This window comes from Pedobacter kyungheensis, from assembly GCF_000812965.1.
GTDB lineage: Bacteria > Bacteroidota > Bacteroidia > Sphingobacteriales > Sphingobacteriaceae > Pedobacter > Pedobacter kyungheensis.
On sequence record NZ_JSYN01000027.1, the window covers coordinates 185,096 to 199,576 of the forward strand.

8 protein-coding genes are annotated in these 14,481 nt (G+C 39.0%); all 8 read left to right on the forward strand.

What is annotated here, in order from left to right:
• Nucleotides 1-25 precede the first annotated feature (25 nt).
• The 8 genes from OC25_RS20570 to OC25_RS20605 all read left to right on the forward strand — a co-directional run bounded on the left by OC25_RS20570 (nt 26) and on the right by OC25_RS20605 (nt 14,468).
• Complete coding sequence (locus OC25_RS20570; RefSeq protein WP_167335421.1) at nt 26-1,708, forward strand: SusD/RagB family nutrient-binding outer membrane lipoprotein; 1,683 nt, start codon at nt 26-28, stop codon at nt 1,706-1,708.
• A gap of 64 nt (nt 1,709-1,772) precedes the next feature.
• Nucleotides 1,773-2,366: a redoxin domain-containing protein gene (locus OC25_RS20575; RefSeq protein ID WP_052266355.1), complete on the forward strand. Its 594-nt coding sequence runs from the start codon at nt 1,773-1,775 to the stop codon at nt 2,364-2,366.
• A 3-nt stretch (nt 2,367-2,369) separates the two neighbouring features.
• Entirely contained in the window at nt 2,370-3,695 is a 1,326-nt protein-coding gene (locus OC25_RS20580; RefSeq protein WP_039479938.1) for a calcium-binding protein, read from the forward strand.
• Nucleotides 3,696-3,874: 179 nt separating this feature from the next.
• The gene (locus tag OC25_RS20585; RefSeq protein WP_039479939.1) at nt 3,875-5,062 is read left to right on the forward strand and encodes an ROK family protein; all 1,188 of its coding nucleotides are present in this window, start codon (nt 3,875-3,877) and stop codon (nt 5,060-5,062) included.
• Between the two features lie 116 nt (nt 5,063-5,178).
• On the forward strand, nt 5,179-8,607 hold the full coding sequence (locus OC25_RS20590; RefSeq protein WP_052266356.1) for a SusC/RagA family TonB-linked outer membrane protein: 3,429 nt from the start codon (nt 5,179-5,181) through the stop codon (nt 8,605-8,607).
• A 19-nt stretch (nt 8,608-8,626) separates the two neighbouring features.
• Nucleotides 8,627-10,261 carry a SusD/RagB family nutrient-binding outer membrane lipoprotein gene (locus OC25_RS20595; RefSeq protein ID WP_039479940.1) on the forward strand — a complete coding sequence of 545 codons (1,635 nt, stop codon included), beginning with the start codon at nt 8,627-8,629 and terminating at the stop codon, nt 10,259-10,261.
• A gap of 101 nt (nt 10,262-10,362) precedes the next feature.
• Entirely contained in the window at nt 10,363-11,787 is a 1,425-nt protein-coding gene (locus OC25_RS20600) for an alpha-L-fucosidase (RefSeq protein ID WP_039479941.1), read from the forward strand.
• The gene (locus OC25_RS20605) at nt 11,787-14,468 is read left to right on the forward strand and encodes a glycoside hydrolase family 3 N-terminal domain-containing protein (RefSeq protein WP_245222106.1); all 2,682 of its coding nucleotides are present in this window, start codon (nt 11,787-11,789) and stop codon (nt 14,466-14,468) included. The genes OC25_RS20600 and OC25_RS20605 overlap by 1 nt, the downstream gene beginning before the upstream one ends.
• Nucleotides 14,469-14,481: the final 13 nt, after the last annotated feature.

The window sequence follows — 14,481 nt, forward strand, 5'->3', positions numbered from 1 at the left end:
TCACTGTTTTTTAAAAATTGATATTATGAAATATTCAAAATATAATGTTGTTAAAGTGTCTGCATTTTTAAGCTTTGCACTTTTAATATCCTCTTGCAGCAAGGAAAAATTTGCTGAATATAATACGAACCCTGACGCGGTTATTACAATTGCACCCGAGCCACTCTTTACTAAAGCCGTAACCAATTGGCATGATGATAGTTTTGAAGCCTTCTATGAAAATTATAGAGGGGTTTCAAGGTGGACAAGGCAAATGGTTAGCTTAACCGGTAATACAAGTACTATAACAGATGGAATAGGTAATATAAATCAGAGATATGGTCGTTTCTATAATAGTTCTGGTGATCTTTTAGTTGATGTTCAAAAAACGATAGATAAGCTTACTGACGATCAGAAACCAAGGTATGCACAGATGAAAACCATTGCTGAAATTATGAGGGTTTATGAAGCGTGGTTTGTAACAGATGGTAACGGAAGTATCCCATATACAGAAGCTTTTCAAGCTAGGTATAACGGAACATTTACCCCGGTTTACGATAGTCAGCAAAATTTATACAATATTTTTGAGCAGACATTAAAAAACGCTGTAATTGCTTTAAAAGCTCAGCCAGCTGTGCCTCAGGTTAGTTTAGGTAATAATGATTTATATTTTCAGGGTGCAATACCTAAATGGATTAAAGCTGCCACCAGTTTGCGCTTACTGATAGCCATGCGTCTATCTAAAAAAGATCCCGCAAAACTAAAAGCAATTGTTACCGATATATTAACAAATAATGCAGCCGATTTGATGTCGTCGCCAGATGATGACTGGTCGCTAAAAGCAGGTAGTAACTTTATAGGAACCGGTAACTGGGATGTTAGTGCTTCGGGTGCATATGGTGCGAACGGTACAGTAGATTTTATGTGGAGAAATGAAGACCCCAGGTTGCCATTGTTTTATCAAAAAAATTCATGGACTCAGGAAAATTTTGATGCCGCAAAAAGCGAAGGTAAAATTCCTGCCAGTTCAGTTTATGATACAAGAAGATATTATGGTCAGTTTACAAGCCCGGATGCAAATACTATTCCTGCCAAGCAAAAGTTCTTTAGCCCGGTTGTGATAAAGAGCGGAAACTTAGATACAATATCTGCAATTCAGTATCGTATGTTTACACCAGCACTAAGTTCAGGAACAGGTTCAGCAACATTTTTAATTTTAACTTATGCTGATATTTGCTTGTTGCGTGCAGAACTTGCGGCAAGAAATATAACGACCGAAAGTGCTTCCGACTGGTATAACAAAGGTATTGATGCCTCTATCATTACTTACGATAGAATTGCTAAAGCAGCAGGCTTAGCCGATTATGCCGCTTTAGGAACTAATGCGGTTGCAAATTATAAAGCTAAACCAGAAATTGTTTATAACCCTGCAAAAGGACTAGAGCAAATTTTAATCCAGCAGTACCTGAATTTCTATAAAAACTACAATGAATGTTGGGCATTGCTTAAAAGAACAGGTATGCCAAATGCGCAAACAGCATTGGTATTGGAAGATTTTACTTTCTCGGGGCAAGTACAAGCTATTCCAAGACGTTTTGTAATCAATTTCCCGATAGCTGGAGACGCAAATTTTACCAATAAGCAGAATGCAATCGCAGATATGGCCAAAGAATCTTACTTTGGGCAGCCAACTGATGTTAAAGGACGTGTTTGGTGGGATATGCCATAAGTTATTATTATCTTTATTAAATATAAAATGGCCGGTATAACCGGCCATTTTAATTATTTGAAAAATGAAAAACTATAAAGTATTCTGCGTTTTTGTGCTGTTCTGTTTCATTTTTACGGATAAAACATTAGGGCAGCTTGGAAGTGTTCAGAGAAAAGATTTATGGGCTAAAGTGAGGGTAATTAACCCAATCTCCATTACCACCAAACAACCGATAAAAAATTATAAAAATACGGTGTTTGTTTTTCTTTCGCCTGAATGTCCATTATGCAGGAATTATATACCGGAGCTTAATAGGATAAAAAAAACGTATACACAATACGAATTGGTAGGTGTATTTCCTGGTAAATCTTATTCTGTAAAAGAGGTAAAGGCTTTTGTAAGAGATTATAAATTGACCTTTGCAGTTGTTATGGATGAAAAGAAATTGCTAACTCATTTATTAAAAGCATCGGTTACACCAGAAGTTGTTTTGTTAGATAAAAAAGGCGGTGTTGCTTATTCTGGCTTAATAGATGATAAAATAATAGAATTGGGACAGCAAAGGCAAATTGTTTCCAAACATTTCCTTACCGACGCAATGGAGGCTCTTGAGATAAATAAAAAGGCTGCCGTTAACAATACCAAGCCAATAGGTTGTTATATCAATGATATTTAGTACATGAAAAAAGGAATTTTAGCAATTTTGTTTTTAATAAATTTAAGTTTTGCTTATGCTCAAAAAAATACATTTTATAAAGATATTGCTCCAATAATTTATACTAAATGTACATCCTGTCATCGGGTGGGTGAGGCAGGGCCATTTCCTTTAATTTCTTATGAAGATGTGGCTAAGAGAGCCTCTTTTATTAAAAAAGTAATAAAATCCGGATATATGCCACCCTGGAAGGCAGATGATCATTATACTGAAACTCCATTTCAGGGAAATAGAAAGCTAACAGACCACGAAAAAAAAATCATAATTGATTGGATTGATGATAAAATGCCGCTAGGTAGCCCAAATAAACTTGCAGCCTCCATCTTAAGTCAATATCATACTGGAACAGGTTATAAACGAAAAGCTGATGCTGTTTTGAGTATGACTCGGAATTTTGATATTAAAGGAGATAATAAGGAAAGATTCATTGTTTTTAAAATTCCTTTCCAATTCGATCAAATGCAAAATGTTGAAGCAATTGAATTCGTTTCAAAAAATAGAAAGGTAATTCATCATGCAAATTTTGCAATTTACGATGTACCTGATGGTATTCCGTTAGATAAGTCTCCGGAATATATAAACACAACTGTTGGAGAAACTAATGAAGATTTTTCAGCTTACAATGTGTATAAAAGCAATATGATCTACTATGGAGGATGGATTCCAGGTACGAAGTATGAATCGTATCCCAAAAATATTGGGTGGATAATGCCTAAAAGAGGAGTAATTCTTTTAACCATGCATTATGCGCCGACAGGAAAAGATGAAGTTGATTTTTCTTCAATTAATTTTTTCTTTACAAAACAACCTATTGAACGGGTTATTGATGTGGTAAATCTTGGTTCTGGTGGGATAGCAGAAGAGGAGATCACGCCTTATTTCATGATTCCTGCAGATAGTGTTCGCACTTTTCAATTGAAAATAACTAATCCCGAAAAGCAATCGGTTTTAGGTGTTTGGCCTCATATGCACTTGCTTGGAAAAGATTTTAAAGCCTACGCTATTACTCCGGAAAAAGATACTATTAAATTAATATCCATTCCCAAATGGGATTTTAACTGGCAGGAACTTTATAAATATCAAAAACCTGTCATCATACCTAAAGATTCTTATTTGGTTATTGAGGGAACATATGACAATTCGAGCAATAACCCTAAAAATTCCTTCAATCCACCCAGGAATATTTATGGGGGCGGAGAAATGAAAAGTATAGATGAAATGCTAACGCTGATCATTTTATATTTACCCTATAAGGATGATGATGAGCATTTATCTATTGCCGAACAATAGGTTCTGCGTATTTGTTATGCTGCCTGATTACCTATTTCCATCTAAACTTCGGCACTAAATTTTTAATAGGCTATTCAAATAATGCATTATATTGCCTTAAATTCGATTTCTTTTTAATTTTTTTAAAAAGATTTGATTTCTTTTAATTTTTTTATATATTTATATAAACCAAACGAAAAATGTCAGCAACCATTAAGAAAGCCCAGAGATTACGAGCCGACATCATTAAGCTGCTTTACTATAAAAAAAAATCGTCCCTAACTGATTTGAGTAAACGCACAAAAAAAAGCTTGCCGTTAATTACATCCACTGTTAATGCTTTAATAGAAGATGGTTTAATTATAGAGCAAGGATTAGCCCCCTCTACGGGTGGCCGTCGCGCATTGAATTTTTTATTAAACCCTAACTATAAAAGGTATATAATCGCAGTAGCCATGGATCAGTTAACCACACAGTTAACCATTTATGATTTGTCAAACCACCAGGTTTTGCCTACGCAGACTATCGATTTGGATATGGCTGAAGGTAAAAGTGTTGACAAGCTAATTGCTTTTATTGACGAAAGTATCAGTAAATCAAAGATTGATAAAACGTATTTACTGGGAGTAGGTGTAGGAATGCCAGGTTTTGTGAATGTAGAACGTGGCGTAAACTATTCTTTTATGCAGGTTGATGGAGATATCAGTTTGCAGGATTATTTATCGAGACAATTAGACTTACCTGTTTATATCGATAACGACTCAAGCTTGATTGCCCTGGCAGAATTGAATTTTGGAGAAGCAAGGAACTTAAAGGATGTGTTGGTAGTTAATATAGGCCTCGGAACAGGTTTAGGGATGATCATTAACGGTAAATTATACCGGGGTAGCAGCGGCTATGCCGGCGAATTTAGTCATATTCCGCTATCAGAGTCAAACGCCTTATGTTCTTGCGGTAAACGCGGTTGTTTGGAAGTAGAAACATCGCTGCTGGTAATGGTGCAAAAAGCAGAAGCTGCCGTAGAAAATGGAGAAGAAACAAGTTTAAGAACTTTATTTAAGGATGAAAGTAAAAGCCATGTCGATCACTTTTTGCATGCAGTTATCAAACAAGATCCGGTTGCCATTTCTATTTTGGCCGATGCCGCTTTTAAGATCGGTAAAGGTGTGGCTACTTTAATCCATATTTTAAATCCAGAGCGCATCGTTTTAAGCGGGCAGGGTGCCAAGGCAGGTAAAATGCTGCTTCCGCCAATACAACAGGCACTGAACGAATTTTGTATTCCCCGTATCGCCGAACAAACAGATATTAAGTTTTCTACACTAACCAACGAAGCTGAATTATTAGCTGCAGCAAGCTTAATGGTAGAAAATAGCCTGTTTGAATAATTAAAAATAAAATTAAAGAGATATAAATTTTAACTAAACACTATATATATGATAAAGTAAAAAACATTACCCCAATTAAGTTACGAACCACATTAACTAATCTAAACCAAACCATTATGAAAAAAATGTACTTAGCGTGCCTAAGTATCTTATTGTTAAATTTTTTAGCAATAACTGCTTTTGCACAAAAAACCATTACCGGGACGGTAGTGGAGGCGTCTGGCCCAATGCCAGGTGTAAGTGTCACAATTAAAGGCACTACGAAAGCCACACAGACCGATGCTGGCGGTAAATACACTATCGCAGCTGCAGAAGGAAATATCCTTGTTTTCAGGTCTGTCGGCTATCTTTCAAAAGAAGTTACCGTTGGTGCATCTTCAACGATCAATGTCAGGCTCGAATCTTCTTCAAACAGTCTGGATGAAGTTCAGGTTACAACCGCCTTTGGCATTAAAAAAGAAAAAAGAGCTATAGGTTACTCTACTCAGGAAGTGGCTGGTAAAGACCTGACTATTGGTCAGGCACCAACTATTGCCCAGGGTTTAATGGGTAAAGTAGCTGGTTTACAAATCTCTCAATCAGGTGGTGGTGTAGAAGGTGGGTCATCGAGGATTGTTGTGCGTGGAAATACTTCATTAACAGGAGATAACCGCGCCTTGATTATTGTAGATGGAGTGGCGATAAATAACGATCCGGCCAATGTGAACGGTAACAGCGGTTCATCTGTAGCAGGTAATACTGGTGCCGATGTTTCATCAAATAATGACTGGGGTACAGGATTGAACTTTATCAATCAGGATGATATTGAAAATATTACGGTGTTAAAAGGCCCGGCAGCAGCGGCATTATATGGTGCAAGGGGTGGTAATGGTGTGATCTTAATTACCCGCAAAAAAGGTAGTAACAGACCGGGTTTGGGCGTTGATTACAATTATTCTTACCGACATACCAATCCATACGAAATTCAGAATTTTCAAAATGAATATGGTCAGGGTGGTGTTGCTTCAATGCTAACTGCCGATAATAGTAAAATGTTTCCGACAAACACGGCAGGACAACGTTACCAGATTGGAAACAGTTATAACCCAACAGGAACCTATTTAAGTAATTCTTTTGGTACTGTTCCTTATCCTAATGGTAAATTAACAGATGCGTATTTCAGTTATCCTGGAAGCCAGTCGTGGGGTCCAAGGTTTGATAATCAGCCTATCTTAAATTATGATGGCGTGTTAAGACCTTATTCTGCACAACCTGATAACTGGAAAGCATTTTTTCCCGATGGTTCTGTAGTAACTCATAATGTGGCTATCTCTGGAGGAAGTGACAATGCTACCGGCCGTCTTTCCTATACCAGAAATGACACCAAAGCCAACATACTTAATAGTAATATGCAGTCTAATACCTTTAACCTGGGCTCTACTTTAAAAGTTTCTAAAAAACTAAGTGCTGAGGTTACGGCAAGCTATGTAAATTTCACGCGTTTAAATGCTCCGTCGGTTGGTGCCGGCTATTTGGGAGGTGTAATTTATTCGATGCCGAGAGATTACAATCCCTATGTTGATTTTGACAACACTTATGGCCCTAACAATACCCGTAAGGATGTGCTAACCTCAAGTAATTTTCCGGCAGGTTCTCCAGCTTATCCCTACAGCGGAGGTTATATAGCCAACCAGTATTGGAATGCATTTAATAACAATACCGTTTTTAACCGGAATGGCTTAACCGGGGGTATGAAGTTAATGGCCGATTTAACCGATTTCTTAAACGTTACCGCTCAGGGTGGTGTTGATAATTCGAATGATGTTACTACAGTAAAAAACCAGCCAACTGATATATTAGGACAGGCTAATGGTGCTTACAAATTAGCACAGGCAAAAAATTTATCGACCAATTTACAAGCTTTTGCACGTTTACATAAAGACAACCTATTTGGTAAAGAAATTAATGCCAGTTTAACTGCTGGTGTGGAAAGGTATTACAGAAATGACTATATATCGAGTAACAGAACCGATGGTAATTTAGTAAAACCCTTTGTTTTTGCCTTAAATAATGGCTCAAATCCTGTTCCTCAACCAGAAGAGACTAAATATGCCAAAAAAATCAACTCAGCATACAGTTTCTTAAACCTTTCTTATAAAAACTACCTGTTTTTAGAGGCTACGGCACGTAACGACTGGTCGAGTACATTGGCGAATGGTGCAAATTCTTACTTCTACCCGGCTGCTAATTTAAGTTATGTATTTACGGATGGTATTAAAGGTATTCAAAACAGTTTGCCGTGGTTAAGCTTTGGTAAACTGAAATTCTCTTATGCCGAAACGGGTTCTGATACCGATCCTTATACCATTTTTAATGTTTTAGATGTATCTACCAATAATGGTCAGCAGGCTCAGAGTTTGCCTGGAACATTAAAGTTTGAAGGAGTTCAACCTCAGCGAAGCAGATCTTACGAAGGAGGTGTGTCTCTTGGTTTCTTTAAAAACAGGTTGAATGTTGATTTAACCGCTTATTCGATGAAAACTTATAACCAGATTTTGGATAATCCATTGGCTTTATCGTCTGGTTTTAGCAATGTTAAAATTAATACAGGATCATTAGGTAATACCGGTTTTGAGTTTATTGTTAGTGGGTCTCCCATCAAAACAAAAGATTTTAGCTGGGATGTATCGATTAGTGGCTCACATGCCAGAACCAAAGTTTTGGCCTTACAAGATGGTGTAAATACCTTAACCTTGGGTAACTTCTTTGGTGGAAATGGTATTTCTCAACGCGTTCAGGTTGGCGATTATTATGGAACATTGTATGGTAAGGATTTCACTTATATGAATGGCAGTAAAGTAGTAAAACGTGCAGTGGGAACTGATGGTTTACCTTTACAATATACTGTTGATGGGAAAAGTTATTATGCCGGTACCCAATGGGTGTTAACCAATGGTGAGGTGGCAATTGGTAACTCTCAGCCATTTTTAACGGGAGGTATTACAAATACCTTTAAGTACAAAGCATTTTCATTATATGTATTGGCCGATGCGAAAATTGGTGGTGATACTTTTTTTGGTTCTTATGCTGCAGGAATGGGAAGTGGAAACCTGGAGGAGACGCTAAAAGAACGTAACGGCGGTGGCTTACCTTTAGTATATCCTGACGGAACACGTGCTAATACTGGGGTTATATTGGATGGTGTATTTGCCGATGGTACACGAAATACAGATGTAGTTAATTATCAGTGGTATTATCAGGGTACCTTCTCTGCATGGAATCACCTTGGAGTACCCCGTTCTGCAGCAGTATTTAAAAATTCCTGGATGAAACTGAGAGAGGTGGCACTAACTTATCAGGTTCCTGCAAAATTCATTCAAAAAACCCGGTTTATTCAAAATCTATCACTTTCCCTAGTAGGAAGAGACCTCTTCTACATTTTTACCACTATACCTAAAGGATTAAATCCGGAAGGAGTAAACAGTATAGGTAATATGCAGGGAATTGAGTACGATTCATTACCAAAAACAAGATCGTTTGGTTTCACGATACGTTCTTCATTTTAATAATCTAAAACATTAAGACATGAAAATTCAACATAAAATAATCCACACGGTACTTGGCATATCGCTAATGGCTGGTATGGTATCGTGTAAAAAGGGTTTCGAAGAATTAAATATGCCGTATAAAGATGCAACTGTTTCTACAGCTACTCCTGCAGGCTTTTTTAATAACCTGGCTAAACGGGCAACGCAAGAGGATTATACGATATATACGGGTTTGTTTATGCCAATTACAAATCAGCAGGGTGTTCAGAATAGAAATTTGCCTTACACCAATTATATTACCTCGTTTTGGAGTACTTATTATTCCGATTTGGCAGACTACAAACAACTGTTAAAATTAATCAGCTCATCGCCAAACCCTGATGTTTATAACAATGTAAAGTATATGGCCAATATTCTAATGGCTCAAAAAACCTTATCGATGTTAGATCGCTACGGAGATATACCTTATAGCCAGGCGGGTATTGCTACAGAAGGTGCCGCCAATTATAAACCACAATACGATAAAGAAGAAGCGGTTTACAGCAGTGTTTTAGATGATTTAAAGGCAGCTGTTGAAGGAGTTGGAGGAGCAAATCAAAGCTCAATCGGCACTTATGAGTCGTTTTTGGCGAATGATTTTGTTGCCTGGAAAAAATTTGGTAACGCGCTTCGGTTGCGCTATGCGGTGCGTTTAAGTAAAACCAATCTACAAACCAAAGCTAAAGCCGCTATTGTAGAAATTCTGGGCAATCCGTCAACTTATCCATTGCCAAACGATCAGGACCTAACCGCATTATACAAAAGTAACTATGGTAGCTATCCTTTGGTTGTAGTGCCTAATAGTCCGGATTATGGCGATCGTTTTTGGTATGCATTTCGTGAGCTTTCCGTTTCAAATATCAGGATGAGTTCTAATGTGTTTGCGAAAATGTCGTCAACCAATGCTGATGATGGTTCGGGTTTCTTCGACCCACGTTATAAAGTATGGTTTATGCCAAATAATGCTGGGAAATGGATACCTCAGCCACAAAACGGAACCGTTGCTGATGGTGGTACACCATACCCAAATACATCGGCTAATGCACCAATGGCTCCAGGTACCGATCCAGATAATAAGTTTGCTTCATTTAACTATTACCTTGTTCGTGATTTTCAGAGCTTCCCTTATGTAATCATTTCAGAAGCTGATGTACATTTCTTAAAAGCCGAGGCCTACAATCAAGGTATCGGTGTTGCTGCAAACCAGGCTTTGGCAGAAACAGAATACAATTTAGGTATGCGGGCCTCTGTTAATTTTTGGTATACTACTGTAAATAGCAATACCACATCAATTTGGCCAACAGCAGCCAAACCTGGGCCGATTACTCAAGCGCAAATTGATGTATTTACCAATAACCCGGCAGTTAAGTTTACACCTGGTGATGTAGCCGGAAATTATAAAAAGATAATTACCCAATCATGGTTGGCCAGCATGTTTAATGCCGTAGAAACCTGGTGTACAGTTAGGCGTACCGGATTAACTCCAAAAGATGCAAGTTATAACCCTACAACCTACAACAGATTGCCTTATCCTGATGATGAAAAAACCAATAACTCAGCAAATTTGTCTGCAATTGGGGGTAACGTAGGACCAGAAGTTCAGATTCAAAAGAAAGTTTACTGGATGCCTTAATCCGAAATAATTTAATCCATAAATATCCCGGTCAATAATATGGCCGGGATTTTTATACTTAATGGTGGTTTCATCACCATTTAAAAATAAACAACACACAAATGAAATTTAAAAACTACCTCCTCTTCTGTTTTGGTCTGATTGCATTAAATGTTTCTGCCCAGCAAAACGATATTATGCCGCAGTCCGAAATTTACGAATGGCCTAAAGATGCTGCCGTTAAACAAAAGCTCGAATCATGGCAGGATAAAAAATTTGGGATGATCATCCACTGGGGGCTATATGCCGTACCAGGTATTATCGAATCGTGGTCGATCTGCTCTGAGGATTGGATAGACCGGGATAGTACCATTAAATACGAAGACTATAAAAAATGGTATTGGGGCTTTAGCGAAAAGTTTAACCCAACCAAATTTAACCCCGAACAATGGGCTAAGGCAGGTAAAAGTGCCGGTATGAAATACCTGGTTTTTACCACCAAACACCACGATGGTTTTGCCATGTTCGATACCAAACAATCTGATTTTAGTATTGCCAAAGGTCCTTTTGCCAGCAATCCCAGAAAGGATGTGGCCAAATATGTATTCGAAGCCTTCCGCAAAGAAAACTTCATGATTGGTGCTTATTTTTCTAAACCCGACTGGCATTCGCAGTACTACTGGTGGGATAAATATGCCACAGCCAACAGGAACAATAATTACGACATCAGAAAGAACCCATGGCGCTGGAACCAGTTTAAAAGCTTTACCCAGAACCAGATTGGCGAGTTGATGAACAATTATGGTAGTATTGATATTTTGTGGCTCGATGGTGGTTGGGTACGTCCACGCGCGAGTGTGAACAAAGAAGTACTTTCATGGGGGGCGCCAATTCCGGATTGGAGTCAGGACATTGATATGCCGAAGATCGCTGCTGATGCCAGAAAGGCACACCCGGGTTTAATTGTGGTTGATCGTACGGTACATGGTCAGTACGAAAATTACCAAACGCCAGAGCAGAAAATCCCGGAAACACAGCTGGATTATCCCTGGGAGAGCTGTATGACTTTAGGTGGTGCCTGGGGCTTTGTAGCGAACGACAGGTATAAACCAGCACGAGAAGTGGTACATAAACTGGTCGAGATTGTGGCTAAAGGCGGAAGCTTGCTTTTAGGTATCGGCCCCAAAGCCGATGGAACTTTACCCGATAATGTAATTGCCAGACTAGGCGAAGTAGGACAGTGGACAGCAAAAAATGGTGCCGCTATCTATGGCACAAGGATCACCAAAAACTATCATGACGGCCAAAACTGGTTTACGCAGAGTAAAGATGGTAAAACGGTATATGGCATCAGCTTAGTGGATAATAATCCTGTTAAAGAAATTTCGTGGAAAGGCAGCATTCCTAAAAAAGGAACAGCCATTACACTGCTAAGCAATAACCAAAAAATAAAATGGAAACTGGTTGATGGTAAGGTACATTTCGACTTCCCTAAAACCGACGAGCATATTGCACTGGCCTTTTCGTTTACCCCCGAAACCGAATAATGATGTTTAACCTTAAAAGAAATACCTTTTTACTTTCAGCATTATTATTATCAGCTGGTGTTTGTGCGCAAAATAAAAACGTGCAGAACCTACCTTACAAAAATCCTAAACTCAGTATCGATTTAAGGGTTAAAGATCTGGTATCGAGAATGACGCCTGAAGAAAAATTCTGGCAATTGTTTATGGTGCCTGGCGATGTAGATGGAATTGCAAAAGGCCATTATAAAAACGGAATTTTTGGCTTGCAAATTAGTGCGCAATCGGGCGGAGCAGGAGAAGCCCAGCAACTGTTGAGCTACAATACTACCGAGAATGCCCTTACCCTGGCTAAAAAAGTGAATCAGTTACAACGTTACCTGGTTAACAATACCCGCCTCGGCATCCCGATGCTGGTGTTTGACGAGGCTTTACACGGTTTGGTGCGCAAAAATGCAACAGCTTTTCCGCAGTCAATTGGCTTAGCTGCAACGTTTGATACGCTAATTATGGCTCAGATTGGCAAACGGATAGCATACGAAGCTAAAGTGAGGGGTATAAGAGATGTATTAGCTCCCGTAATCAACATGGCCGAGGATGTACGCTGGGGACGTGTAGAAGAAACTTATGGCGAAGATCCTTACCTCACCAAAGTGATGGGCGCCGCATTTATGAATGCTATCGAAAAAGAAAATGTGGTGGTAACACCAAAGCACCTGATTGCTAACGTTGGCGATGGGGGCAGAGACAGTTATCCCATTCAGAAAACGGAAAGATTTTTACGCGAAATACACTTCCCGGCATTTGAAGCAGGAGTAAAAAGGGCAGGTATCCGTTCTGTAATGACTTCTTATAACAGTGTCGACGGAACGCCTGCAACTTCCAATTACTGGCTTTTAACCAAAACCTTAAAACACGATTGGGGTTTTAAAGGTTTTGTGATCTCTGATGCAGGTGCAGTAGGTGGGGCAAATGTATTGCATAATACCTCAAAAAACTATGCACAATCTACCTTACAGGCTTTAAATGGTGGTCTTGATGTTATTTTTCAGGTGGAATATGAACATTACAAACTTTTTAAACCACCGTTTTTAGATGGAAGTATTCCAAAGGCACGGATTGATGATGCCGTTTCGAGGGTTTTAAGGGCTAAGTTCGAATTGGGATTGTTCGAGAACCCTTATGTTTCAGAAAAGGAGGCAGAAGCTTCGCTTACTGATTTATCGGCTAAGGCTTTGGCTAAAAAATCGGCTTTAGAATCCTTCGTATTGTTAAAGAATAATCAAAATGTATTGCCGCTAAAGCAAGCCAAAAATATCCTGGTATTGGGGCAAGATGCTGTAGAAGCTCGTTTGGGGGGATATAGTGGAACCGGGATTGGTAAAATCAGCATCCTAGATGGAATCAAATCCAGGGCTAGTGATTTGGTGAAGGTAAATTATGCCCAGGGAAGTTTTAGGGAAAGTAAAAAGTATACAGTAATCGATTCTACATTTCTGAGTTCGAAAAACGGCAAAGGATTAACCGGTGAATATTTTAACACTACTGATCTTTCCGGTAAGCCCGTATTAACCAGAACCGATAAACAAATCGATTTCATGTGGACGCTCTATTCGCCCAACGAGAAACTGGCAACCGATAATTATTCGGTGAGATGGCAAGGAGAAATTAAAGCGCAAAAAGCAGGTACCTATCAAATCGGTTTAGCAGGAAACGACGGTTATAGGCTGTATCTGGATGGAAAGCTGATTATCGATCAGTGGGACAAAGCTTCTTACCATACACGTACCGAAGGCTTTAATTTTGAAGCAGGTAAAGCTTATCCGGTTAAAATCGAGTTTAAAGAGCCAAAAGGTAATGCCTACATCAAATTAATCTGGAATTATGGTGTTGAAGATAAAGAAGCACAGTTACTGGAGGAAGCCAAAACAATGGCTAAAAATGCCGATGTCATCGTAGTTGCCGCAGGAATAAAGGAAGGAGAGTTTTTAGATCGTGCCATGCTGAGTTTGCCTGGCAATCAGGAACAACTGATTCAGGAAATGGCTAAAACTGGTAAACCTGTAGTGGTATTATTGGTAGGAGGGAGTGCGATAACGATGGACAACTGGATCAACGATGCTTCGGCTATTTTAAATGTATGGTATCCGGGTGAAGAAGGCGGAACTGCTGTAGCCGAGACCTTATTCGGCGATTACAATCCTGCCGGCAGACTACCAATTACTTATCCGGTGCATGAAGCGCAATTGCCGTTGGTTTATAACCACAAGCCAACAGGTAGAGGCGACGATTACAATAATTTAAGTGGAGAACCATTGTTCCCTTTTGGTTATGGTTTAAGTTATACCACATTCGAATACAGCAATATTGCATTGGCTAAGCAAGCCATTAAAGAGAATGAAAGCACTACCGTAAGCTTTACCCTTAAAAATACAGGCACCAAAGATGGCGAGGAAGTAGCACAGTTGTATCTGCGCGATATGCTGGCAACTGTGGTCCGTCCGGTTTTAGAACTTAAAGGATTTGAACGCGTTAAACTTAAGGCAGGTGAAAGCAAAACCATCAGTTTTAAAATTACACCCGAAATGCTGCAGATGTTAGATGCTAACCTGAAAACAGTTATTGAACCCGGCGATTTCAGGGTGATGATTGGGTCATCAAGCCGCGAACTGCAGTTAAAAGAAACCCTAACGGTAAAACCATAAAGATAATTCTCAG

Coding starts and splice junctions, on each gene's coding strand:
- OC25_RS20590 (WP_052266356.1), top strand. CDS start 5,179: ATGAAAAAAATGTACTTAGCGTGCCTAAGTATCTTATTGTTAAATTTT.
- OC25_RS20595 (WP_039479940.1), top strand. CDS start 8,627: ATGAAAATTCAACATAAAATAATCCACACGGTACTTGGCATATCGCTA.
- OC25_RS20605 (WP_245222106.1), top strand. CDS start 11,787: ATGATGTTTAACCTTAAAAGAAATACCTTTTTACTTTCAGCATTATTA.
- OC25_RS20580 (WP_039479938.1), top strand. CDS start 2,370: ATGAAAAAAGGAATTTTAGCAATTTTGTTTTTAATAAATTTAAGTTTT.
- OC25_RS20585 (WP_039479939.1), top strand. CDS start 3,875: ATGTCAGCAACCATTAAGAAAGCCCAGAGATTACGAGCCGACATCATT.
- OC25_RS20575 (WP_052266355.1), top strand. CDS start 1,773: ATGAAAAACTATAAAGTATTCTGCGTTTTTGTGCTGTTCTGTTTCATT.
- OC25_RS20600 (WP_039479941.1), top strand. CDS start 10,363: ATGAAATTTAAAAACTACCTCCTCTTCTGTTTTGGTCTGATTGCATTA.
- OC25_RS20570 (WP_167335421.1), top strand. CDS start 26: ATGAAATATTCAAAATATAATGTTGTTAAAGTGTCTGCATTTTTAAGC.